Below are 22873 nucleotides of genomic sequence, written 5' to 3' on the forward strand. Positions count from 1 at the left end.
TACGACTACTGTCTGCAGGTCTATCGCCAAGCGGTAAGGCAGCGGCTTTTGATGCCGCCATTCCCTGGTTCGAATCCAGGTAGACCTGCCATTATTTAAAGTGGGATTCCTTTGACAAAAAGGGTTGTCACTTAGAGCGTGAAGGTTTATATTGTCTCGCTCAAAAAGATGGCTACGTAGCTCAGCTGGTTAGAGCACATCACTCATAATGATGGGGTCACAGGTTCGAATCCCGTCGTAGCCACCATTCTTTCTTTTGAAAGACAAAATTTAGTTGTTAGTTTTTACCAATTAACTGATAACTGATAGCTTATAGAGTTCAAGATGCGGAAGTGGCGGAATTGGTAGACGCACCAGATTTAGGTTCTGGCGCCGCAAGGTGTGAGAGTTCAAGTCTCTCCTTCCGCACCATCTTGAAATGCTCTAAACAATATATGCGGAAATGGCGGAATTGGTAGACGCACCAGATTTAGGTTCTGGCGCCGCAAGGTGTGAGAGTTCAAGTCTCTCTTTCCGCACCATATATTGAATAGTCTTTTGACTATTGCCTGCAGGTCTATCGCCAAGCGGTAAGGCAGCGGCTTTTGATGCCGCCATTCCCTGGTTCGAATCCAGGTAGACCTGCCACTATTTTGATTATTGAGTTTACTCAGTAATTATGCGGAAGTGGCGGAATTGGTAGACGCACCAGATTTAGGTTCTGGCGCCGCAAGGTGTGAGAGTTCAAGTCTCTCCTTCCGCACCATTATTAAAGTCTCTTTTATTAGAGCGCTGTAGGTCTATCGCCAAGCGGTAAGGCAGCGGCTTTTGATGCCGCCATTCCCTGGTTCGAATCCAGGTAGACCTGCCATTATTCTTCCTTGAAACATAGGAATGTTATTGATGTTTTACCAATTATATCAGTAACGACAAATCAAGTTGCGGAAGTGGCGGAATTGGTAGACGCACCAGATTTAGGTTCTGGCGCCGCAAGGTGTGAGAGTTCAAGTCTCTCCTTCCGCACCATCTTGATTTAAAGAATATTGTGTTGGCTACGTAGCTCAGCTGGTTAGAGCACATCACTCATAATGATGGGGTCACAGGTTCGAATCCCGTCGTAGCCACCATTTATTTCGTTGTTTAGGTTTTACCAATTACCTTTATGACGACAGAAAAGTTGCGGAAGTGGCGGAATTGGTAGACGCACCAGATTTAGGTTCTGGCGCCGCAAGGTGTGAGAGTTCAAGTCTCTCCTTCCGCACCATACTTTTCTAACTTGATTAGTCTTTATGACTATCGCCTGCAGGTCTATCGCCAAGCGGTAAGGCAGCGGCTTTTGATGCCGCCATTCCCTGGTTCGAATCCAGGTAGACCTGCCACTATTTTGATTATTGAGTTTACTCAGTAATTATGCGGAAGTGGCGGAATTGGTAGACGCACCAGATTTAGGTTCTGGCGCCGCAAGGTGTGAGAGTTCAAGTCTCTCCTTCCGCACCATTATTTGATATGTCTTAGGACTATCGCCCGTAGGTCTATCGCCAAGCGGTAAGGCAGCGGCTTTTGATGCCGCCATTCCCTGGTTCGAATCCAGGTAGACCTGCCATATTCAATGCTATTGATGTTTTACCAATTACATCAATAACTACAGATCAAGTTGCGGAAGTGGCGGAATTGGTAGACGCACCAGATTTAGGTTCTGGCGCCGCAAGGTGTGAGAGTTCAAGTCTCTCCTTCCGCACCATACTTGATTAAAGAATATAGAATGGCTACGTAGCTCAGCTGGTTAGAGCACATCACTCATAATGATGGGGTCACAGGTTCGAATCCCGTCGTAGCCACCATTAATATAGATTTTAGATGCGGAAGTGGCGGAATTGGTAGACGCACCAGATTTAGGTTCTGGCGCCGCAAGGTGTGAGAGTTCAAGTCTCTCCTTCCGCACCATCTAAAAATAATCTATACTTTGCGGAAATGGCGGAATTGGTAGACGCACCAGATTTAGGTTCTGGCGCCGCAAGGTGTGAGAGTTCAAGTCTCTCTTTCCGCACCATACTTTCCTTTATCGGAAAGACTTAGTTGAAAGGCTAAGACTAGTAGGGCTATCGCCAAGCGGTAAGGCAGCGGCTTTTGATGCCGCCATTCCCTGGTTCGAATCCAGGTAGCCCTGCCATTACACAACGTTGTTGAGGTTTTACCAATTACCTTGATAACTACAGAATAAGTTGCGGAAGTGGCGGAATTGGTAGACGCACCAGATTTAGGTTCTGGCGCCGTAAGGTGTGAGAGTTCAAGTCTCTCCTTCCGCACCATTCTTAAGAAACCCAGCATTAGTTTGCTGGGTTTTTTCTTTTTTCTGATTCTGGACTCGGTAGATCTCTGATTTATCGAATTAAAAAAGCGAGCTCATGGCTCGCTTTTTTTCTATCTATTGCTTTCCTATCGACCGCTTTCTATGTGATCAGAAGTCTTTTACATACCTAGCGCATACTTCAATACTTGCGCTTTGATCGGTCCTGAGTTTTCCGCCAGCTTCAATGCTGCATTACGAGCGAACTTCAATGGACCTAAATCATTACTAAAGCCTTTGTAGAACACATCCATGCCCGTTTGCATTAATAAGTTATCTGGTCGACGGGCGCGCTCATACTTGGCGAGCAAAGCATCATTAAGTTGCTCTTGCTGATTGGTAACCGAAAGCAGAACATCAACATCTTTGAAGCCGAGATTCACACCTTGCCCAGCAAGTGGGTTGATTGTATGAGCAGAATCCCCCACTAAAACGCAATTCTTGTTTGAATAGCTTTGGGCATGGCGACGAGTGAGTGGGAATGAGCCAAATTGTAAAACTTCAATATCGCCTAACTCAGCAGGGAAATGACGTAGGATCTCCTCTTTTAACTGAGGTTTCGTCATCGCACACAATTGTTTAATGCGTTTTGGCGAGTCATACCACACCAGCGACCCCTGCCCGACTTCTTTACCATCCTCAGTTAGTGAACATAACGGCAAGAACGAACGTGGACCTGAGGGAGTAAATTGCTGCCAAGTGATGTCTTGTTGAGGAAGTTCGGTTTTTACGTTGATCAACATGCAGTGTTGACGGTAATCCCATGCGGTTACGCCAATACCCGCCAATTGACGAACTTTCGAGTTCGCGCCATCAGCGCCAATCACCCAGCTAGCTTCAAACTGCTCGCCACTTTCTAGCGTTACACGGTTTACCTCGGCAAATTCTATATCTTTCAATCGCTCTGGACACATCACCGTTAAGTTGTCGTATTGTGCGAAAGTTTGCCAAAGCCCCAGTTGGATTAGGCGGTTTTCAACAATGTATCCTAACTGCTCCAATGACAGTTCATCAGAGTGAAAGCGAGTACGGCACTCAGGATGTTCCCACGTTTCCAAACGACGATAAGGGCACACACGCATGCTTTCAATCGCGGACCATGCACCTAATGAATCAAGTAGCTTCACCGACTGATGAGAAATCGCGGAAACGCGAATATCCAACGCTTGAGAAGCCTCAAACGCCTTTGGCTCTGCGCCTTCTACCATTACAACGCTTCTGCCTTGCTTGGCAAACCCAACAGCCACCGCTGCCCCGACCATGCCGCCACCGATTACGGCGATGTCATACTTGTTCATTTTTTGCTCTTCATCATATTGATTAATTGGCGTTTTTTAATTGTACGTTCCATGGCTATTTTTACAAAATTGTTTAACAAAAAACCTTGCTGTATATAGGGCAAAAAACTAGATTTCATCAGGGTTTGCAGAGAATTCGTCAGATCACTAGTCAGGTGCTTTTTAAAGCAGTACAATACGCCGCTTACCGCCGAGATGGCGGCTATAATTTGAGCAATAGCTCTCCGATTTAAGTACAACTGAACGAGCGAAAGTGAGATGAGTAAGAAACTGCTAATTAAAACCTGGGGCTGCCAGATGAACGAATACGATTCATCAAAAATGGCCGACCTGCTTAATGCTGCAAACGGCTATGAGCTGACCGAAGAGCCAGAGGAAGCAGACGTACTTCTACTTAACACCTGTTCGATCCGTGAAAAAGCGCAAGAGAAAGTTTTCCACCAGCTTGGTCGTTGGAAGACACTAAAAGATAAAAAACCTGGCGTAGTTATCGGCGTAGGTGGTTGTGTAGCAACTCAAGAAGGTGATCACATCCGTCAGCGTGCTCCATACGTTGACGTAATTTTTGGTCCACAAACTCTTCACCGTCTTCCTGAGATGATTAAACAATCTCAATCGGATGAAGCACCAGTAATGGACATTTCATTCCCAGAAATAGAAAAGTTTGACCGTCTACCAGAGCCTCGTGCTGAAGGTGCAACAGCATTCGTTTCTATTATGGAAGGCTGTTCTAAGTACTGTACTTACTGTGTAGTACCGTACACTCGTGGTGAAGAAGTAAGCCGTCCAATGGATGACGTACTGTTCGAAATCGCACAGCTAGCAGATCAAGGCGTACGTGAAGTAAACCTACTGGGTCAAAACGTAAACGCATACCGTGGTCCTATGCACGACGGCGAAATCTGTTCATTTGCAGAACTGCTTCGTTTGGTTGCGTCTATCGATGGTATTGATCGTATCCGCTTTACAACAAGCCACCCATTAGAGTTTACTGATGACATCATCGCAGTATACGAAGACACACCTGAGCTAGTAAGCTTCCTTCACCTACCGGTACAAAGTGGTAGTGACCGAGTGCTGACTATGATGAAACGTCCTCACACTGGGATTGAGTACAAGTCGATCATCCGTAAACTGCGTAAAGCTCGTCCTGATATCCAAATCAGTTCAGACTTTATCGTTGGTTTCCCTGGTGAAACAGACAAAGATTTCCAAGACACAATGAAGCTAATCAAAGACGTAGACTTTGACATGAGCTTCAGCTTCATCTTCTCTCCACGTCCAGGTACGCCAGCGGCAGACTACCCTTGTGACCTATCAGAGCAAGTGAAGAAAGAGCGTCTATACGAGCTACAACAAACCGTAAATGCACAAGCAATGCGCTACTCTCGTCTAATGCTTGGTACTGAGCAACGCGTTCTGGTTGAAGGTCCTTCTAAGAAGAACCTAATGGAGCTTCGCGCTCGTACAGAAAACAACCGTGTAGTAAACTTTGAAGGTAGCGCAGACCTAATCGGTCAGTTCGTTGACGTGAAGATTACGGACGTATTTGCTAACTCGCTACGTGGTGAGCTAGTACGTACTGAAAAAGACATGGACCTTCGTAGTGTGATTTCACCAACGCAAATGATGGCGAAAACACGTCGCGAAGATGAGCTAGGTGTAGCTACTTTTACGCCATAAGCTCGTACAAATAGCCATTGAGAGCCTGGTCGTTATCAGGCTCTCGTTAAGTGGCATAAAATGAGAGGCAACATTGAGCAATAAAATCGTAACGCTAGAAATCAATCTAGAACCTTCAGACAACCGCCGACTAGCAAGCCTGTGCGGTCCATTCGATGACAACATCAAGCATTTAGAACGTCGTCTAGGCGTCGAAATTAACCACCGTAGCGACCTTTTCACCATTGTCGGTAAACCTCATACCGCAGCTGCTGCGCTGGATATCCTGAAAACCCTTTACGTAGACACCGCTCCTGTCCGCGGCGAAACGCCTGATATCGAACCAGAGCAGATCCATCTGGCAATCAAAGAATCAGGTGTACTGGAGCAAAACACCGAGTCACATTTCGAACACGGTAAAGAAGTCTTCGTTAAAACGAAAAAAGGCGTGATCAAGCCTCGTACACCAAATCAGGGTCAATACCTGATGAACATGGTGACGCATGATATCACTTTCGGTATCGGCCCTGCTGGTACAGGTAAAACTTACCTCGCGGTTGCAGCAGCCGTCGACGCACTAGAGCGCCAAGAGATCCGCCGTATTCTACTTACTCGTCCTGCAGTTGAAGCGGGCGAGAAACTGGGCTTCCTACCTGGTGATTTGAGCCAGAAAGTCGACCCATACCTACGCCCTCTCTACGATGCCCTATTTGAAATGCTGGGCTTTGAGCGCGTAGAAAAGCTGATTGAACGTAACGTGATTGAGGTGGCACCTCTTGCTTACATGCGTGGTCGTACTCTAAACGACGCCTTCATCATTCTTGATGAAAGCCAAAACACCACCGTCGAGCAGATGAAGATGTTCCTAACGCGAATTGGCTTCAACTCTCGTGCGGTTATCACTGGTGACGTCACACAGATTGACTTACCTCGCGGCGCGAAATCAGGTCTTCGTCATGCCATTGAGGTACTGAGCGAAGTTGACGACATCAGTTTTAACTTCTTCCAAGCTGACGACGTAGTGCGCCACCCAGTGGTTGCTCGTATCGTTAACGCTTATGAGAAGTGGGAAGCGCAAGACCAGAAAGAACGTAAAGAGTTCGAAAAACGCCGTCGTGAAGAGCGTGATGCCAAATTGCTAGAAGCAGCAAAAGCAGAACTGAGCGCACAAGTCGCGGCAACTAAGGAATAACCATGGCAATTGAACTTGATTTGCAACTGGCAGTCGAAAATGAAGAAGGCTTACCTTCTGAGCAAGATTTCCAATTGTGGCTAGATAAGACCATTCCTCTTTTCCAACCACAAGCGGAACTGACGATTCGTATTGTCGACGAGCAAGAAAGTCACGAGCTAAACCACGAATACCGTGGTAAAGACAAGCCGACCAACGTGCTATCTTTCCCATTCGAAGTACCACCGGGTATGGAAATGGACCTACTGGGCGATTTGATTATCTGTCGCCAAGTCGTTGAAAAAGAGGCAGTAGAGCAGAACAAGCCTCTACTAGCACATTGGGCGCATATGGTTGTACATGGCAGCTTGCATCTGCTAGGTTATGACCATATCGAGGATGATGAAGCTGAAGAGATGGAATCCCTCGAGACAGAAATCATGCAAGGTATGGGTTATGAAGACCCATATATTGCTGAAAAAGAGTAGCTTTGGTTGCTCGACAGGGAAAGGCGAACTACCCAGATAACCATCTCGTACTCGTCTTTCTATGTGAGCTATCACACATCTGATAGCGTTACTTAATTGAGAAACAATGAACGAAGATAATTCTCCCTCTTCTAATGAAGGCAAGAAAGAAAAGGCAGAAGGTCCGAGTAGAAAGTCCTTCTTTGAACGTCTAGGTCAACTATTTCAAGGCGAACCAAAAGACCGCCAAGAGCTTGTGGATGTGATCCGCGACTCTGAAATCAATGACCTGATTGACCACGACACCCGCGACATGCTTGAAGGTGTAATGGAAATCTCCGAAATGCGCGTGCGTGACATCATGATCCCGCGTTCGCAAATGGTTACTGTCGAGCGCACAGACGATCTTGATACTTTGATCGCACTGATCACTGATGCTCAACACTCTCGCTACCCTGTGATCAGCGAAGATAAAGACCATGTGGAAGGCATTCTACTAGCGAAGGACTTACTCAAATACTTGGGCTCAGGCAGTAACCCATTTGATATCGAAGAAGTGATTCGACCAGCAGTCGTAGTACCGGAAAGTAAACGTGTAGACCGCCTGCTAAAAGAATTCCGTGAAGAACGTTATCACATGGCGATTGTTGTCGATGAATTCGGCGGTGTTTCTGGTCTTGTAACTATCGAAGATATCCTTGAAGAAATCGTAGGGGATATTGAAGATGAGTTCGATGATGATGAAGAAACCGATATCCGTAAGCTGAGCAAACACACGTTTGCTGTCAGAGCTCTGACAACCATTGAAGAGTTTAATGAGACATTCGGTACCAACTTCAGTGATGAAGAAGTGGATACCGTTGGCGGCATGGTAATGACTGCTTTTGGTCACCTACCATCGCGTGGCGAAGTCGTGGATATTGATGCATACAGCTTCAAAGTAACGGCAGCCGACAACCGTCGTGTCATTCAACTTCAAGTGACGATTCCAGACGAAGAAAAGCTGGTTGAAGCCACTCAAGAGTAACGCGATACCCTAACATCGGGAATATCAGAAAAATAAAATGATGAATGTACTCTTTCATCGCCTCAAGCGGCCCTTAGTGGCCGCTTTTGTTGGCGCCTCCACTACCCTAGCATTTGCTCCTTATCAGCTATGGCCGCTTGCCATACTTAGCCCTGCTATCCTACTTATTCTTCTTGCAGACCAATCACCTAGGCGTGCGCTTTGGATCGGTTATTCATGGGGTTTAGGGCAATTTGCGACAGGAGTAAGCTGGGTTTACGTTAGCATTGCAGGCTTTGGCGGCATGCCGCTGATTGCAAACCTATTCCTCATGGGCTTGTTAATCGCCTACCTATCCATATACACCGGCTTATTTGCGTGGCTCGCTAACAAGTTTTTCCCTGAATTTACCCTGAGCAAAGCATTGCTTGCTGCTCCTGCATTATGGCTAGTGACCGACTGGCTACGTGGCTGGGTTATGACAGGTTTCCCTTGGCTATGGCTTGGCTATAGTCAAATTGACGCACCATTTGCCAGCTTTGCACCCATCGGTGGTGTAGAACTACTAACACTGTTCATCATGATCAGTGCTGGTGCATTGGCGTATGCTTGGATTCACAAGCAATGGTTAATGATCATCATCCCTGCGGTACTGTTAAGTGCAGGCTTTGGTATTCGCCAATACGATTGGGTAACTCCTCGCATTGAAGACACAACCAAAGTAGCGCTGATCCAAGGTAACGTTGACCAGAACCTAAAATGGCTACCGAGCCAACGCTGGCCAACCATCATGAAATACGCAGACCTCACTCGTGAGAACTGGGATGCTGACATCATCGTATGGCCAGAGGCTGCCATTCCTGCATTTGAAATTGAAGTCCCGTCGTTCTTGAGAAACATCGATACTGCGGCGAAAATGAACAACAGCGCCATTATTACGGGTGTGGTAAACCAAGGAAAAGACGGTCAATTCTACAACAGCATTTTATCGCTGGGTGTAAATCCATACGGTGATTACAGCTTTGATATGGACAAGCGCTACCACAAGCACCACTTACTTCCGTTTGGTGAGTTCGTGCCGTTTGAAGACGTATTGCGCCCACTTGCACCATTCTTCAACTTGCCAATGTCTTCCTTCAGCCGTGGCGATTTTATTCAGCCAAACATCGTGGCGAATGGAAAGCACATGGATCCTGCACTGTGTTATGAAATCATCTTCAGCGAACAAGTTCGTCAGAACGTGACCGACGATACTGATTTCATTCTAACGCTTTCTAACGACGCTTGGTTCGGTCATTCAATTGGTCCACTACAGCACATGGAAATCGCTCGAATGCGTGCTCTAGAGCTGGGTAAGCCACTTATTCGCTCGACCAACAATGGCGTAACCGCAGTGACCGACCATAAAGGTAAGGTGATTGAACAAATCCCTCAATTTGAAACCGCAGTGCTTCGCGCAGAACTTGTTCCTACCGATGGTCAAACTCCGTATCGCATCGTCGGCACTTGGCCTCTGTATATTTGGGCTGGATTAAGTTTGATGTTGGCTTGGTGGTTATCAAGGAAGAAAAAGTCATAAGTGAAAAAGAGGCTCTTAGGCCTCTTTTTTTTTACGTTTGTTAATGCTGTTCTTATGGCTTGAGAGACTGACGACTAAAGCCAGTATGATTGCACTTAATGCATGGAATGATCACAGTTGGATGGTTATATGTCGTCTTATGACCACATTCATCGCAGACCAATGTGCCAAGTCCGATCACCTCTCCCGCCTCATAAAGACCTTGATGTTCTAAGTCATCAAACAGTTCAACCCACTCCACTTTGGTTCGGTCTGTAATTTCGAGCAAACCTTGCCAAACGGAATCGGCAATTGTGAGATAGAAGGGTCCACTCTTACCTTCTTCATAGCTATCAGAAAACTCTTTTAAATCGGCTTTGACATAAGCTGATATCAGTGAGAGTTCGTCTTTGGTCATGTCGTTGGCAGCATCCACCACTTTGCCCGACGTTTCGAATACTTTGTTAACTTCATCCGGACTGTGCTTCAAGGTTTCAATCACATCCTCGAGCATTTCCTCATAACCTGCTTTACGTTTAGGCATAACTGACCTCCATCTTTCTACTACCAAGCACCACTTCAAGGCGTATGGGTACAGATTGGCTATTGTTGTGATCCCTAGCTTTAGGTATTCTATGACGATCTATTTAAGTCTGTTCTAACCGAACTCACAAATTCCAAGATAACCGGATACCATCGATGCAAGAACAATACAATCCACAAGACCTTGAACAGAAAGTTCAAAAGCACTGGGATGACAACAAGACCTTTGTTGTAAGTGAAGACCCAAATAAAGAAAAATTCTACTGTCTATCCATGTTCCCATACCCAAGTGGTCGACTGCACATGGGTCACGTGCGCAACTACACCATCGGTGACGTAGTATCTCGTTTCCAACGCCTACAAGGCAAAAACGTAATGCAACCAATCGGTTGGGATGCATTTGGTCTACCTGCAGAAAACGCAGCAGTGAAAAACAACACTGCACCTGCACCATGGACTTACGAAAACATCGAATACATGAAGAACCAACTTAAGCTTCTTGGCTTTGGTTACGATTGGAACCGTGAATTCGCAACATGTACACCTGAGTACTACCGTTGGGAACAAGAGTTCTTCACTAAGCTTTACGAGAAAGGTCTGGTTTACAAAAAGACTTCTTCTGTTAACTGGTGTCCAAACGACCAAACTGTTCTTGCGAACGAGCAGGTTGAAGATGGCTGCTGCTGGCGTTGTGACACTCCAGTAGAGCAAAAAGAAATTCCTCAGTGGTTCATTAAGATCACAGAATACGCTCAAGAGTTGCTGGACGATCTAGACAAACTTGAAGGTTGGCCAGAAATGGTGAAAACCATGCAGCGCAACTGGATCGGCCGTTCTGAAGGTGTTGAGCTCAAGTTTGAAGTCAAGGGTCAACAAGACCTAGAAGTTTACACAACACGTCCAGACACGCTAATGGGCGTCACTTACGTTGGTATCGCTGCAGGTCACCCTCTAGCGACTATCGCGGCTGAGAACAACCCAGAACTTGCTGCGTTCATCGAAGAGTGTAAGAACACCAAAGTAGCAGAAGCTGAACTGGCGACAATGGAGAAGAAAGGTATGGCGACTGGCCTTACTGCTATTCACCCATTGAACGGTCGTGAAGTTCCTGTTTACGTAGCAAACTTCGTACTGATGGACTACGGTACAGGCGCTGTAATGGCAGTACCTGCACACGACCAACGTGACTTCGAGTTCGCAACTAAGTACGGTCTAGACATCGTGCCTGTTATCAAGCCGGTTGATGGCAGCGAGCTAGACATCTCTGAAGCGGCATACACTGAGAAAGGTGTGCTGTTCGATTCAGGTGAATTCGACGGTCTAGAATTCCAAGCGGCATTCGATGCAATTGCAGCGAAGCTAGAAGCAGAAGGCAAAGGCACTAAGACTGTTAACTTCCGTCTACGTGACTGGGGTGTATCTCGCCAACGTTACTGGGGTGCACCAATCCCAATGGTAACCACTGAAGACGGTGAAGTTCACCCAGTACCAGCTGACCAGCTACCTGTTATTCTTCCAGAAGACGTAGTAATGGATGGCGTTACTAGCCCAATTAAAGCAGACAAAGAGTGGGCAAAGACAACCTTTAACGGCGAACCTGCTCTACGTGAGACAGATACATTCGATACGTTCATGGAGTCTTCTTGGTACTACGCTCGTTACTGTTCACCACAAGCTGATGACATCCTAGATCCAGAAAAAGCAAACTACTGGCTACCGGTAGACCAGTACATCGGTGGTATCGAGCACGCTTGTATGCACCTACTGTACTCTCGCTTCTTCCACAAACTGCTGCGTGATGCAGGCTACGTAACGTCTGACGAGCCGTTCAAGCAACTACTGTGTCAAGGCATGGTACTAGCGGACGCGTTCTACTTCGAGAACGAGAAAGGCGGTAAAGAGTGGGTTGCACCAACTGACGTTAAAGTTGAACGTGACGGTAAAGGTCGCATCACTTCTGCAACGGATAACGAAGGTCGCAACGTTGAACACTCAGGCATGATCAAAATGTCTAAGTCCAAGAACAACGGTATTGACCCTCAAGAGATGGTAGACAAGTACGGCGCAGACACAGTACGTCTATTCATGATGTTCGCGTCTCCAGCAGACATGACACTTGAGTGGCAAGAGTCTGGCGTAGAAGGTGCTAACCGCTTCCTGAAACGTGTTTGGAAACTAGTAAACGAGCACACATCAAAAGGTGCAGCAGAAGCAGTAGATGCAGCAGCACTTTCTGGTGACCAAAAAGCTCTTCGTCGTGACGTTCACAAAACTATCGCGAAAGTGACTGATGATATTGCTCGTCGTCAAACGTTCAACACAGCAATCGCTGCAATCATGGAACTGATGAACAAGCTAGCGAAAGCGCCTCAAGAATCTGCGCAAGATCGTGCAATCCTTGATGAGGCTCTAAAAGCTGTTGTTGCAATGCTTTACCCAATCACTCCGCACATCTCATACGAACTATGGGCTGCGCTAGGTGAAGCAGACATCGACAATGCTGTATGGCCAACGTTCGATGAGAAAGCACTTGTTGAAGACGAGAAGACTATCGTTGTTCAAGTTAACGGTAAACTGCGTGCGAAACTGACTGTAGCGGCTGACGCAACGAAAGAACAAGTTGAAGAGCTTGGTCTAAATGACGAAAACGTTACTAAGTTCACAGATGGTCTAACAATCCGTAAAGTAATTTACGTACCAGGTAAACTGTTGAACATCGTTGCTAACTAGTCTTTCACGACAAACGATACGTAGTTAGCAATAACTCAAAGCAGAGCGAACTTATTCGCCTGTAAAGAGTCATTAAACAGGGTAGTTCGCTACCCTGTTTATTTACCTCAAGCCATTCATGCTGAGTGGTTTAAGGTAAATAACCCCTTCAATTTAGGATGAATACAATCAATGCGCTTTTTCTCTTTGATTAAACTACCAGTGGTATTGGTATTAGCGGGGCTTCTTTCTGCCTGTGGTTTCCACCTTCGTGGCGAATACTCGGTTCCGGAAGAACTGCATACCATGTCTTTCACTAGCTACGATGAATACAGCCCATTGACGCGTTATATTCGCGCTCAACTTGAATTGAACAAAGTAGATTTAGTACAACCATCTTCAAGTACACCAAATCTGCACCTGATCGAAGCGACTATCGACGAACGTACACTATCGCTGTACCAAAACAGTCGTGCGGCAGAGAAAGAACTGACTTACGTAGTGAAGTACCGTGTGACTATTCCTGGTTTCGGTGCAAAAGACTTCAAAACAACCGTAAACCGCAACTACCTTGATAACCCATTAACAGCATTGGCGAAGTCGGTAGAACGTGACGTTATCGAAGACGAAATGCGTCAACAAGCGGCGAGTCAAATGATGCGTCAGCTAGGTCGAGTTCGTGCGGAATACGAACAAGGTCAACCTACCCCTGATGTGATGAAGACTAACTCTACGAACACTAACTCTTAATCAGAATGCGAATTTTTGCCGACAAGCTGGCTGACCATCTAGCGAAACACATCAAACAGGTTTACCTGATTTTTGGTAATGAACCTCTGCTGATTCAAGAAAGTCGCCAAGCGATCCAAACAATGGCGCACCAGCAAGGTTTTGAAGAAAGACACCGTTTCGCGGTTGACGCTAGTTTAGATTGGAACCAAGTATATGATTGTTTCCAAGCACTAAGCCTATTTTCCAGTCGCCAACTAATTGAACTTGAGCTACCAGAAAGCGGCGTAACGACAACAGTTAGTAAAGAACTGCAAACCCTATGTGAAATGCTACACGACGACATTATGCTGGTGATCGTGGGCAGTAAACTGACAAAAACCCAAGAAAACGCAAAATGGTTTAAAGCGCTGAGTGCAAAAGGTGATTGGGTAAGCTGCCAAACACCAGATCTGCAACGTTTGCCGATGTTCGTACAGGCTCGTTGCCGCACATTAGGGCTAAAAGCAGATCAGCAATCACTGCAAATGTTGGCACAGTGGCATGAAGGGAACTTGTTCGCGCTCTCACAAAGCTTAGAGAAGCTCGCTTTACTCTACCCAGATGGCGAACTGACGGTTGTGCGTCTTGAAGAAGCCTTGAGCCGACACAACCACTTTACGACTTTCCATTGGATTGACGCTCTCCTTGCTGGGAAAGCCAACCGAGCACAACGCATTTTGCGCCAGCTTGAAGCCGAAGGCACAGAGACAGTCATCCTTATCCGTAGTGTACAGAAAGAGTTCAACCAATTACTTAACATGCATCGAGACCTTACCCAAATGGGCATGAGTCAGGTGTTTGAAAAGCATCGAGTGTGGCAAAATAAACGCCCATTCTATAATGCTGCGCTGACTCGCCTGTCAGCCTCAAGAATTTGTGCCCTTTTATCCTTGCTCACACATGCTGAGATAAAAGCCAAAACCCAATACGATGAATCTGTGTGGCCAACTATCCATCAATTGAGCCTAGAAACCTGCTCTCCTGATATTAAGCTGGCAATTTAGCTTTCAAAGCGTGATATAGTGCGCGACCAGTTTTAACTCAACGAGATTAAAACGCCCACAGACAAAAAAGAAAATACCGAGGAAAACCGAGTGCTTCGCGAAGAACTTAAAGACTTTTTAGCCGATAAAGCCGACGACATGAAAGCGGAAGAGATTGTTATTCTGAATGTTGAAGGCAAATCAAGCGTGACAGATTACATGATCATTTGTACTGGCACGTCGAAGCGTCACGTTTCATCTATCGCTGATCACGTTGCATCTGAAGTGAAGAAAGCTGGTCTAGAGCCACTAGGTATGGAAGGCGAAAATGAAGGTGAATGGGTTGTCCTAGACATGGGCGACGCAATGCTTCACGTGATGCAAGAAGAGCATCGCGAGCTATACCAACTAGAAAAACTCTGGGGTTAATCTTTTGAAAATTCAACTAATTGCCGTTGGCACCAAAATGCCAAAATGGGTCGAAGAAGGTTTTCAAGAATACCGTCGTCGCTTCCCACATGATATGCCACTTGAGTTGGTTGAAATCCCTGCGGGTAAACGTGGCAAAAATGCAGACATCGCACGCATCTTACAAAAAGAAGGCGAAGCGATGTTGGCTGCGGTACCTAAAGGTGCGCGTATCGTCACTCTCGATATTCCAGGGAAAAAGTGGGATACCCCACAGCTAGCAGAACAGCTAGAAGCATGGAAACTAGATGGTCGTGACGTGTCGATCCTAATCGGTGGTCCTGAAGGCTTAGCGCCAGCTTGTAAAGCCGCAGCAGATCAAAGTTGGTCACTGTCAGCACTGACACTACCACACCCACTTGTGCGTATCGTGATGGCAGAGAGTTTATACCGAGCGTGGAGCATTACTGCTAACCACCCTTACCACCGCGAATAATCGCTACTTAGCTGTAGAGACAAGCGTTAATGATTCGTAAACGCCGCAGTCAAATTCGAGATTACCAAGCAGAAGCGCGTCTATTTTCTAGTCGCGCTATTGTTGCATTTATAGGTATCGTAATTTTGATGGGCTTGCTGGTTGCCAACATGTACAACATTCAGGTAAACCAGTTCCAAGACTATAAAACCCGTTCTAATGACAACCGCATTAAAGTGGTTCCTATTGCACCAAACCGTGGTTTGATCTACGACCGCAATGGTGTTCTGCTCGCTGAAAACCGCCCCGTCTTTAACCTGGAACTGACCCCAGAAAAAATCAAAGACATTGACGGCACCATCAAAGAGCTACAAACCATCCTTGAAATCACACCAGAGCAAATCGAACGCTTCCAACGTGAGCGTAAGCGTACTCGTCGCTTCAAGTCAGTTCCGTTGTTGACTCAATTGGATGAAAACCAAGTTGCTGTTTTCTCTGTCAATCAATACCGTTTCCCGGGCGTTGAGATTAGCGCTACGCTAAAGCGTTACTACCCATTCAGCGAAGTACTGACCCATGTGATTGGCTATGTTTCTCGTATTAACGACCGCGACATGCAGCGCTTAGTGCGCGAAGAAAAAGACGCCAACTACCAAGCAACTCGTGACATCGGTAAGTTAGGTATCGAGAAGTACTACGAGGACCTATTGCACGGTACGGCGGGTTACCAAGAAGTGGAAGTAAACAGCCGCGGACGTGTCATTCGTACTTTGAAATACGTTCCACCTGTGCCAGGTAAAGACATCGTCTTAAACCTCGATATCAACCTACAGCTCTATGTGCATCAGTTATTAGATGGACGTCGTGGTAGCGCGGTAGTGCTCGACCCTCGAGACAATGGTGTATTGGCTATGGTTTCTAGCCCAAGCTACGATCCAAATGCGTTCGTACACGGGATCTCAGGTAAAGCATACCGAGCACTATTAAACGATAAAAACCGTCCATTGGTGAACCGCACAACGCTTGGCATTTACCCACCAGCTTCAACCATCAAACCCTTCATTGCTGTAGCGGCTCTGGAAGAAGGTGTTGTGACACCGAAAACCACCCGAAACGATCCTGGTTACTGGCGAATTCCAAATTCAGATACTCGTCCATTCCGTGACTGGCTACGTTGGGGTCATGGTCGCGTCGACATCATCAAATCAATTGAAGAATCCGTCGATACCTTCTTCTACCAAATTGCCTACGACATGGGCATTGATCGCCTATCGAATTGGATGATGATGTTTGGTTTTGGCGATTATACGGGCATCGACATTTACGAAGAAAGTAAGGCAAACATGCCAACTCGTGAATGGAAAATGGCTCGTCATAAAACACCTTGGTACAAGGGCGACACTATCCCTGTTGGTATTGGGCAAGGTTACTGGACAGCAACACCAATGCAGATAGCGAAAGCGACCTCAGTATTGGTTAACGAAGGCGCTGTAACAGCACCTCACTTGCTAAAAGCAACCATCGACAACGGTGGCGACTTTGAGGAGCAAGAAAGCTCTGAATACGAAACCTACCCTCCTATCCAAAATGTGCCAGACAAATACTGGAATATGGCGAAGGAAGGCATGCGTTTGGTTAACCACGGTCCAAAAGGTACTGCTCGTCGCTCTTTCTATAATATGGATTACCAAACTGGTGGTAAGTCAGGGACCGCTCAGGTATTTGGTCTTGCAGAAGACGAAGAGTACAACGCAGATGAAGTCGCAGAACATTTACGTGACCACGCGTTGTTTACCGGTTTTGCGCCATTCGATGATCCAAAAGTCGTCGTATCAGTGGTACTGGAAAACGCAGGTGGTGGTTCGAGTAACGGCGCGCCTGTTGTGAGAAAGATCTTCGACCGTGTCATCCTTGGTCCTGAAAAAATCGAGTCAGATGAAGAACAAAACAATGCGAAGAAAGAGGTAGCGCAGTGATGAAAATGGATCCCTCTACAGGCAAAAACCGTGCTCTGTTTGAACGCTTCCATATCGACTTGCCGTTGTTACTCGGCATCTTTGCTTTGATGGGCTTTGGTCTTGTCATCATGTACAGTGCCAGTGGTCAAAGTTTGGCGATGATGGATCGTCAAGCAATGCGCATGGTGCTGTCACTGGTTGTCATGATCGTATTGGCACAGATCTCGCCCAGAACCTATGAGAGCCTTGCTCCATTAATGTTTGTTGGTGGCGTTATTCTGTTGTTTGGCGTGCTCTTCTTTGGTGAAGCCTCCAAAGGCGCCCAACGCTGGCTCAATCTTGGCTTTGTTCGTTTCCAGCCCTCAGAGCTCCTTAAGCTTGCCGTACCTTTAATGGTGGCGCGCTACATCGGTCGTCAACCACTTCCTCCGACGTTCAAAACGCTCATTGTTGCACTAATCATGGTTTGTCTACCAACCATTCTTATTGCAAAACAGCCAGACCTTGGTACTTCAATTCTGATCGCCGCTTCTGGTATTTTCGTTATCTTCCTTGCGGGTATTAGTTGGAAAATCATTGCCGCAGCCGCCATTGCTCTGGGTGGTTTTATTCCTATTTTATGGTTCTTCCTGATGCGCGAATACCAAAAGGTACGTGTGCGCACTCTATTTAATCCAGAGTCAGACCCTCTTGGTGCCGGCTATCACATTATCCAAAGTAAGATTGCAATCGGCTCTGGTGGTATTTCAGGCAAAGGTTGGCTGCAAGGTACACAATCTCAATTAGAATTTCTTCCAGAGCGACACACTGACTTTATCTTTGCAGTAATCGCTGAGGAATGGGGTATGATTGGCTTCCTTTGCCTATTAGCCATCTACCTATTTATTATCGGTCGAGGTCTCTACCTCGCAAGCCAAGCACAAACAGCGTTTGGTCGAATGATGGCGGGCAGTATTGTACTCAGCTTCTTCGTGTATATTTTTGTAAATATCGGCATGGTAAGTGGCATCCTACCTGTAGTAGGCGTACCTTTACCGTTGATCAGTTATGGTGGTACTTCAATGGTGACACTGATGGCTGGTTTTGGCATTCTTATGTCGATCCATACACACCGAAAAGCATTCTCTAAGGCGACCTAGACCATGCAAAAACGCGCTTTATATTCCTTAGTTTTTTCTGCTTTGATTTTGGCGGGTTGTTCATCCACCGATCAAAAAACGCAGGAAGGACGTTATGAACTTGAATCTGATGTAGCTCCAGAAAAGCCATTATCAGTCGAGCACATTGAGGATGCGCACCCAAAATACGAACCATACAGCTTAGGTGGTAACAGCGATTACAACCTTCGAGGTTCAGACTACAAAATCGTTCGTGATGCAAAAGGCTTTACGGAAAAAGGTCGTGCCTCTTGGTACGGCAAGAAGTTCCAAGGTCATTTAACCTCGAATGGCGAGATTTACGACATGTACTCGATGACTGCTGCGCACAAAACGCTGCCATTACCGAGCTACGTGAAAGTCACCAATACCGACAATGGTAAATCCACGGTTGTGCGAGTTAACGACCGAGGTCCTTTCCATGAGGGTCGCATCATTGATTTGAGCTACGCGGCAGCTTACAAGCTTGACGTAGTGAAAACTGGGACGGCGAACGTAGAGATCGAAGTCATCATGGTGGATAAACCGACCGATGAAAAGTCGTTGGCGGCCCATCCTAAGTACGTCATTCAGGTTGCTTCTTCAAAATATGAAGATCGAGCGCGAACTTTAGGCCAAGAGCTTGGTCAAAAGCTGGATACGGAAACTTTCTTGGAGTCCACGGAAGGTTCGTATCGCTTGTTGTTAGGCCCATATACTGACTATTCTCTGACGCAAGCCACACTGGATAAAGTAAAGTTGCTCGGCTATTCGTCCGCATTTATTAAAAAACACAAAACTGGCAAATGACCTTGGTGTCATGATTTTCTATGCAGAGCCCCTCTTACATAAGTGGGGATTCTGTTAAGATGTCGACAGTTAACCAAAAAATTTGAATTACCATGAATAAAAATAAGTTTGTGAAATCTATTCTCGTTTCTTCGGTTGCACTATCAGCAACCATCGCTCAATCTGCTTTTGCTTCACCAGTTGTTGTCCCAGATGCTCCTCAAATCGCAGCCAAAGGCTACGTACTTATGGATTACAACTCAGGTAAAGTTCTGGCTGAGAAAGAGATGAACACAAAATTGTCTCCTGCTAGTCTGACAAAAATGATGACCAGCTACGTAATTGGCCAAGAGCTAGCGCGTGGTAATATTTCAGAAGACGATGATGTAACCATCAGTAAGAATGCTTGGGCGAAAAACTTCCCTGACTCTTCAAAAATGTTCATTGAAGTTGGCACGACGGTAAAAGTAAAAGACCTGAACCGTGGCATCATCATCCAATCTGGTAACGATGCGTGTGTGGCAATGGCTGAACACATTGCTGGTTCAGAAGATGCATTCGTTGATCTAATGAATGCTTGGGCGGATACGATCGGTATGACGAACACGCACTTTGCGAACGTTCACGGTCTAGACAACCCTAACCTATACTCAACACCTTACGATATGGCACTGCTTGGTAAAGCACTGATCCGTGACGTACCAGACGAGTACCGTATTTACTCTCAAAAGAAATTCACTTACAACGGCATCACTCAGTACAACCGTAACGGTCTACTGTGGGATAAGAGCATGAATGTTGACGGTATCAAAACGGGTCACACAAGCAATGCTGGTTACAGCCTAGTAAGCTCTGCAACAGAAGGTCAAATGCGCCTAGTTGCGGTTGTGATGGGAACAAAAGATGCGAATGCACGTAAATCAGAAAGTAAAAAGCTTCTGAGCTACGGTTTCCGTTTCTTCGAAACAGTGGCACCTCATAAAGCGGGTGAAACTTTCGTAGAAGAAAAAATCTGGATGGGTAACAAAGACACCATTGCTCTGGGTCTTGACCAAGATACCTACGTAACCCTACCTCGGGGCGAAGCAAAGAACCTAAAAGCAAGCTTCGTACTTGAAAAAGAACTTGAAGCCCCAATTAAGAAAGGTGATGTAGTTGGTAAGCTATACTATCAAATTGATGGTGAAGATATTGCTGAGTACCCACTAATGGCACTGGAAACAGTAGACCAAGGCAGCCTATTTAGCCGCATGTGGGACTACATCGTATTGTTGTTTAAGAGCTTCTTCTAACAGTCGCTTCTGACCAACAAACAAGTCTACAAAGCCGCCAACTAGGGCGGCTTTGTTAATCTTGAGTTCACCCTAATTTGACTGTACTATTTCGCACCGCAACGAATACCAACTGGAGTTACCGATATGCTAACCATCAACTCTGATGCAAAATTGAAAGACCTGCTTGAGTTCCCTTGTTCATTTACTTACAAGGTAATGGGTCATGCAAAGCCTGAGCTTCCAGAGCTAGTTCTAGAAGTTATCCAGCGCCATGCTCCAGGTGACTACAGCCCAACAGTAAAACCAAGTGCTAAGGGCAACTACCACTCGGTGTCTATCAACATCACTGCAACGTCTATCGAGCAGGTTGAAACCCTATACAAAGAACTGGGTGAAATCGACATCGTACGCATGGTTCTATAATTTTTTGATAAATTAAATTTTTTTTGAAAGCAGCTTCGGCTGCTTTCTTTTTATTTATCATACAGATAATACAAACCACTCGAACTTTCAGTTAAAAATCTGTTACTCAGCTGTAGAGCATCAGGGTCATCCGGTTTATAATCCAAAAACTTTATATATTATCGACAGGAATTCCCATGCAACACCAACTTGTTGTGAAACGACTTGGACGCCAAGATTATGAGCCTGTATGGAAGGCGATGCATGAGTTTACTGACCAACGCACAGACGACACGCCTGATGAAGTTTGGTTGGTAGAACATAACCCAGTATTCACTCAAGGTCAGGCAGGTAAAGCTGAGCACCTGATTAATACCGGAGATATTCCTGTTGTTCAAAGCGATCGTGGCGGTCAGGTGACTTATCATGGTCCGGGTCAATTAGTCGCGTACTTCTTGATCAACCTACGTCGCAAAAAATTAGGAGTGCGAGATCTCGTTACGCACATAGAGAACCTCGTTATTAACACTCTTAAGGCATACAATATCGATTCTGCTGCACGACCTGATGCCCCTGGCGTTTATGTCGGCGGTAAAAAAATATGTTCTCTCGGACTTCGCATTCGGAAAGGATGCTCATTTCACGGCCTAGCGTTGAACGTCAATATGGACTTAGGTCCTTTTTTACGTATTAACCCATGTGGCTACGAAGGAATGGAGATGGTTCAAGTCAGCCAAGTTGGCGGCCCTGAAGACATCGAAGCCGTGGAAAAACAACTAATACAAGAACTCGTTACTTTGCTTGATTACGAGCAAGTAGATTTCAGCACAGAAGCACCTTCTCAAGGTAACAAAGCATGAGCAAACCAATCCAGATGGAAAAAGGCGTTAAATACCGCGACGCCGACAAGATGGCATTGATTCCCGTAAAGAACATGCCAACAGAGCAGAAAGAAGTGCTACGTAAGCCTGATTGGATGAAGATCAAGCTACCAGCCGACAGCCAACGTATTCAAGACATCAAATCAGCAATGCGTAAGAACAACCTTCACTCTGTATGTGAAGAAGCGTCTTGCCCTAACTTAGCTGAGTGTTTTAACCACGGTACGGCAACTTTCATGATCCTTGGTGCGATCTGTACTCGCCGTTGTCCTTTCTGTGACGTTGCCCATGGTCGTCCTCTTGCTGTTGAAGCTGAAGAACCAAAGAAACTTGCGAAAACCATCGCAGACATGAAACTGAAGTACGTTGTAATCACTTCTGTTGACCGTGATGATTTGCGTGATGGTGGTGCAGAGCATTTTGCTAACTGTAACCGCGAAATTCGCGAACTAAACCCGCACATCAAGATTGAAACTCTGGTTCCTGACTTCCGTGGTCGTATGGACGTGGCACTTGATCTTATGAAAGACAACCCGCCGGATGTCTTCAACCACAACCTAGAAACCGCCCCTCGTCTTTACCGTAAAGCTCGCCCAGGCGCGAACTACAAGTGGTCATTGCAATTGCTGCAAAAATTCAAAGAGCAGCATCCAAATGTACCGACGAAATCAGGTCTAATGATGGGTCTTGGTGAAACCAAAGAAGAGATCGTCGAAGTACTAAAAGATCTTCGTGCACATGGCGTAACTATGCTGACACTTGGTCAGTACCTAGCACCAAGCCGTCACCACTTGCCAGTAGAACGTTACGTTCCACCTTCAGAGTTTGATGAGCTAAAAGAGATTGCACTAGAACTTGGCTTCACCCACGCGGCGTGTGGTCCATTTGTTCGCTCTTCTTACCATGCTGATATGCAGGCTCAAGGTATTGAAGTGAAATAAGCTCTCGCTTGTTTTGATAAGAAAAGGTTGGCTCTGTGCCAACCTTTTTTGTCTCCATAGAACATAAAGCATCGTCGTTCGAACAATAACCCTACTGGTTAAAACCAAACTCGCT

General features: G+C 46.1%; 19 protein-coding genes and 19 tRNA genes. 36 read left to right on the plus strand and 2 right to left on the minus strand.

What is annotated here, in order from left to right; translation table 11 throughout:
* Positions 1–16: 16 nt before the first annotated feature.
* The 19 genes from ABMY42_RS10995 to ABMY42_RS11085 all read left to right on the plus strand — a co-directional run bounded on the left by ABMY42_RS10995 (position 17) and on the right by ABMY42_RS11085 (position 2288).
* A tRNA-Gln gene (locus ABMY42_RS10995) sits at positions 17–91 on the plus strand.
* A gap of 79 nt (positions 92–170) precedes the next feature.
* Positions 171–247: transfer RNA gene (locus ABMY42_RS11000), tRNA-Met, on the plus strand.
* Between the two features lie 79 nt (positions 248–326).
* Positions 327–411: transfer RNA gene (locus ABMY42_RS11005), tRNA-Leu, on the plus strand.
* Positions 412–436: 25 nt separating this feature from the next.
* A tRNA-Leu gene (locus tag ABMY42_RS11010) sits at positions 437–521 on the plus strand.
* A 31-nt stretch (positions 522–552) separates the two neighbouring features.
* Positions 553–627, plus strand: a tRNA-Gln gene (locus tag ABMY42_RS11015).
* A 33-nt stretch (positions 628–660) separates the two neighbouring features.
* A tRNA-Leu gene (locus tag ABMY42_RS11020) sits at positions 661–745 on the plus strand.
* A 30-nt stretch (positions 746–775) separates the two neighbouring features.
* A tRNA-Gln gene (locus ABMY42_RS11025) sits at positions 776–850 on the plus strand.
* A 70-nt stretch (positions 851–920) separates the two neighbouring features.
* A tRNA-Leu gene (locus ABMY42_RS11030) sits at positions 921–1005 on the plus strand.
* Positions 1006–1029: 24 nt separating this feature from the next.
* Positions 1030–1106, plus strand: a tRNA-Met gene (locus ABMY42_RS11035).
* A gap of 52 nt (positions 1107–1158) precedes the next feature.
* A tRNA-Leu gene (locus ABMY42_RS11040) sits at positions 1159–1243 on the plus strand.
* 40 nt (positions 1244–1283) lie between these two features.
* Positions 1284–1358: transfer RNA gene (locus ABMY42_RS11045), tRNA-Gln, on the plus strand.
* 33 nt (positions 1359–1391) lie between these two features.
* Positions 1392–1476, plus strand: a tRNA-Leu gene (locus ABMY42_RS11050).
* A gap of 31 nt (positions 1477–1507) precedes the next feature.
* Positions 1508–1582: transfer RNA gene (locus ABMY42_RS11055), tRNA-Gln, on the plus strand.
* Positions 1583–1635: 53 nt separating this feature from the next.
* Positions 1636–1720 (plus strand) — tRNA-Leu (locus ABMY42_RS11060).
* A 23-nt stretch (positions 1721–1743) separates the two neighbouring features.
* Positions 1744–1820, plus strand: a tRNA-Met gene (locus tag ABMY42_RS11065).
* Positions 1821–1838: 18 nt separating this feature from the next.
* A tRNA-Leu gene (locus ABMY42_RS11070) sits at positions 1839–1923 on the plus strand.
* 21 nt (positions 1924–1944) lie between these two features.
* Positions 1945–2029, plus strand: a tRNA-Leu gene (locus ABMY42_RS11075).
* 45 nt (positions 2030–2074) lie between these two features.
* Positions 2075–2149 (plus strand) — tRNA-Gln (locus tag ABMY42_RS11080).
* A 54-nt stretch (positions 2150–2203) separates the two neighbouring features.
* A tRNA-Leu gene (locus ABMY42_RS11085) sits at positions 2204–2288 on the plus strand.
* A gap of 160 nt (positions 2289–2448) precedes the next feature.
* Here the strand turns inward: ABMY42_RS11085 and ABMY42_RS11090 are convergent.
* The gene (locus tag ABMY42_RS11090; protein WP_017188429.1) at positions 2449–3624 is read right to left on the minus strand and encodes a 2-octaprenyl-3-methyl-6-methoxy-1,4-benzoquinol hydroxylase; all 1176 of its coding nucleotides are present in this window, start codon (positions 3622–3624) and stop codon (positions 2449–2451) included.
* Positions 3625–3882: 258 nt separating this feature from the next.
* Between ABMY42_RS11090 and miaB the strand changes: the two genes are divergently transcribed.
* The 5 genes from miaB to lnt all read left to right on the plus strand — a co-directional run bounded on the left by miaB (position 3883) and on the right by lnt (position 9509).
* On the plus strand, positions 3883–5307 hold the full coding sequence (miaB, locus tag ABMY42_RS11095) for a tRNA (N6-isopentenyl adenosine(37)-C2)-methylthiotransferase MiaB (protein WP_005438595.1): 1425 nt from the start codon (positions 3883–3885) through the stop codon (positions 5305–5307).
* A 73-nt stretch (positions 5308–5380) separates the two neighbouring features.
* Positions 5381–6478, plus strand: a complete 1098-nt coding sequence (locus tag ABMY42_RS11100) for a PhoH family protein (protein WP_005447495.1) — start codon at positions 5381–5383, stop codon at positions 6476–6478.
* A 2-nt stretch (positions 6479–6480) separates the two neighbouring features.
* Positions 6481–6945 carry an rRNA maturation RNase YbeY gene (ybeY, locus tag ABMY42_RS11105; RefSeq protein WP_005425552.1) on the plus strand — a complete coding sequence of 155 codons (465 nt, stop codon included), beginning with the start codon at positions 6481–6483 and terminating at the stop codon, positions 6943–6945.
* Positions 6946–7051: 106 nt separating this feature from the next.
* Positions 7052–7951: a CNNM family magnesium/cobalt transport protein CorC gene (gene corC, locus ABMY42_RS11110; protein WP_053053230.1), complete on the plus strand. Its 900-nt coding sequence runs from the start codon at positions 7052–7054 to the stop codon at positions 7949–7951.
* A 37-nt stretch (positions 7952–7988) separates the two neighbouring features.
* Positions 7989–9509, plus strand: a complete 1521-nt coding sequence (lnt, locus tag ABMY42_RS11115) for an apolipoprotein N-acyltransferase (RefSeq protein ID WP_045488655.1) — start codon at positions 7989–7991, stop codon at positions 9507–9509.
* Positions 9510–9561: 52 nt separating this feature from the next.
* On the opposite strand, the gene ABMY42_RS11120 is transcribed toward lnt, so the two are convergent.
* Positions 9562–10032 (minus strand): zinc ribbon-containing protein, encoded by a 471-nt coding sequence (locus ABMY42_RS11120; protein ID WP_005447499.1) that lies wholly within the window; start codon positions 10030–10032, stop codon positions 9562–9564.
* A 155-nt stretch (positions 10033–10187) separates the two neighbouring features.
* Here ABMY42_RS11120 and leuS point away from each other — a divergent pair, with 155 nt between their 5' ends.
* From leuS to lipA, 12 genes are all read left to right on the plus strand, one after another.
* On the plus strand, positions 10188–12761 hold the full coding sequence (gene leuS / locus ABMY42_RS11125; protein WP_009697741.1) for a leucine--tRNA ligase: 2574 nt from the start codon (positions 10188–10190) through the stop codon (positions 12759–12761).
* A gap of 171 nt (positions 12762–12932) precedes the next feature.
* Entirely contained in the window at positions 12933–13490 is a 558-nt protein-coding gene (gene lptE / locus ABMY42_RS11130; RefSeq protein ID WP_009697740.1) for an LPS assembly lipoprotein LptE, read from the plus strand.
* Positions 13491–13495: 5 nt separating this feature from the next.
* On the plus strand, positions 13496–14515 hold the full coding sequence (gene holA / locus ABMY42_RS11135) for a DNA polymerase III subunit delta (RefSeq protein ID WP_349266290.1): 1020 nt from the start codon (positions 13496–13498) through the stop codon (positions 14513–14515).
* Positions 14516–14605: 90 nt separating this feature from the next.
* Entirely contained in the window at positions 14606–14923 is a 318-nt protein-coding gene (gene rsfS / locus ABMY42_RS11140) for a ribosome silencing factor (RefSeq protein ID WP_009697738.1), read from the plus strand.
* 4 nt (positions 14924–14927) lie between these two features.
* Complete coding sequence (rlmH, locus tag ABMY42_RS11145; protein WP_005447517.1) at positions 14928–15398, plus strand: 23S rRNA (pseudouridine(1915)-N(3))-methyltransferase RlmH; 471 nt, start codon at positions 14928–14930, stop codon at positions 15396–15398.
* 29 nt (positions 15399–15427) lie between these two features.
* Positions 15428–17353 carry a penicillin-binding protein 2 gene (gene mrdA, locus ABMY42_RS11150; RefSeq protein WP_005447519.1) on the plus strand — a complete coding sequence of 642 codons (1926 nt, stop codon included), beginning with the start codon at positions 15428–15430 and terminating at the stop codon, positions 17351–17353.
* Positions 17353–18474: a rod shape-determining protein RodA gene (gene rodA, locus ABMY42_RS11155; RefSeq protein ID WP_005447521.1), complete on the plus strand. Its 1122-nt coding sequence runs from the start codon at positions 17353–17355 to the stop codon at positions 18472–18474. The genes mrdA and rodA overlap by 1 nt, the downstream gene beginning before the upstream one ends.
* A gap of 3 nt (positions 18475–18477) precedes the next feature.
* Positions 18478–19281, plus strand: a complete 804-nt coding sequence (locus ABMY42_RS11160; protein WP_009697737.1) for a septal ring lytic transglycosylase RlpA family protein — start codon at positions 18478–18480, stop codon at positions 19279–19281.
* 92 nt (positions 19282–19373) lie between these two features.
* Positions 19374–20552 (plus strand): serine hydrolase, encoded by a 1179-nt coding sequence (locus ABMY42_RS11165; RefSeq protein WP_005447533.1) that lies wholly within the window; start codon positions 19374–19376, stop codon positions 20550–20552.
* 126 nt (positions 20553–20678) lie between these two features.
* Positions 20679–20957: a DUF493 family protein YbeD gene (gene ybeD, locus ABMY42_RS11170; protein WP_005384135.1), complete on the plus strand. Its 279-nt coding sequence runs from the start codon at positions 20679–20681 to the stop codon at positions 20955–20957.
* Between the two features lie 176 nt (positions 20958–21133).
* The gene (gene lipB, locus ABMY42_RS11175; RefSeq protein WP_005447534.1) at positions 21134–21796 is read left to right on the plus strand and encodes a lipoyl(octanoyl) transferase LipB; all 663 of its coding nucleotides are present in this window, start codon (positions 21134–21136) and stop codon (positions 21794–21796) included.
* A complete protein-coding gene (lipA, locus tag ABMY42_RS11180) occupies positions 21793–22758 on the plus strand; it encodes a lipoyl synthase (protein ID WP_005447535.1) in 966 nt (321 codons plus the stop codon). Before lipB ends, lipA begins: the two co-directional genes overlap by 4 nt.
* The last annotated feature ends 115 nt before the right edge of the window (positions 22759–22873 follow it).

Origin of the sequence: Vibrio sp. SSH13-20 (assembly GCF_040104475.1) — a bacterium.
Taxonomy (GTDB): Bacteria; Pseudomonadota; Gammaproteobacteria; order Enterobacterales; family Vibrionaceae; genus Vibrio; species Vibrio harveyi.

Excerpts from the sequence above, each read along its gene's own strand:
- holA (WP_349266290.1), top strand. The coding sequence starts at position 13,496 with ATGCGAATTTTTGCCGACAAGCTGGCTGACCATCTAGCGAAACACATC.
- ABMY42_RS11165 (WP_005447533.1), top strand. The coding sequence starts at position 19,374 with ATGAATAAAAATAAGTTTGTGAAATCTATTCTCGTTTCTTCGGTTGCA.
- ABMY42_RS11160 (WP_009697737.1), top strand. The coding sequence starts at position 18,478 with ATGCAAAAACGCGCTTTATATTCCTTAGTTTTTTCTGCTTTGATTTTG.
- ybeD (WP_005384135.1), top strand. The coding sequence starts at position 20,679 with ATGCTAACCATCAACTCTGATGCAAAATTGAAAGACCTGCTTGAGTTC.
- lnt (WP_045488655.1), top strand. The coding sequence starts at position 7,989 with ATGATGAATGTACTCTTTCATCGCCTCAAGCGGCCCTTAGTGGCCGCT.
- corC (WP_053053230.1), top strand. The coding sequence starts at position 7,052 with ATGAACGAAGATAATTCTCCCTCTTCTAATGAAGGCAAGAAAGAAAAG.
- lptE (WP_009697740.1), top strand. The coding sequence starts at position 12,933 with ATGCGCTTTTTCTCTTTGATTAAACTACCAGTGGTATTGGTATTAGCG.
- leuS (WP_009697741.1), top strand. The coding sequence starts at position 10,188 with ATGCAAGAACAATACAATCCACAAGACCTTGAACAGAAAGTTCAAAAG.
- miaB (WP_005438595.1), top strand. The coding sequence starts at position 3,883 with ATGAGTAAGAAACTGCTAATTAAAACCTGGGGCTGCCAGATGAACGAA.
- mrdA (WP_005447519.1), top strand. The coding sequence starts at position 15,428 with ATGATTCGTAAACGCCGCAGTCAAATTCGAGATTACCAAGCAGAAGCG.
- lipA (WP_005447535.1), top strand. The coding sequence starts at position 21,793 with ATGAGCAAACCAATCCAGATGGAAAAAGGCGTTAAATACCGCGACGCC.
- rodA (WP_005447521.1), top strand. The coding sequence starts at position 17,353 with ATGAAAATGGATCCCTCTACAGGCAAAAACCGTGCTCTGTTTGAACGC.
- ABMY42_RS11090 (WP_017188429.1), bottom strand. The coding sequence starts at position 3,624 with ATGAACAAGTATGACATCGCCGTAATCGGTGGCGGCATGGTCGGGGCA.
- ABMY42_RS11120 (WP_005447499.1), bottom strand. The coding sequence starts at position 10,032 with ATGCCTAAACGTAAAGCAGGTTATGAGGAAATGCTCGAGGATGTGATT.
- lipB (WP_005447534.1), top strand. The coding sequence starts at position 21,134 with ATGCAACACCAACTTGTTGTGAAACGACTTGGACGCCAAGATTATGAG.
- ybeY (WP_005425552.1), top strand. The coding sequence starts at position 6,481 with ATGGCAATTGAACTTGATTTGCAACTGGCAGTCGAAAATGAAGAAGGC.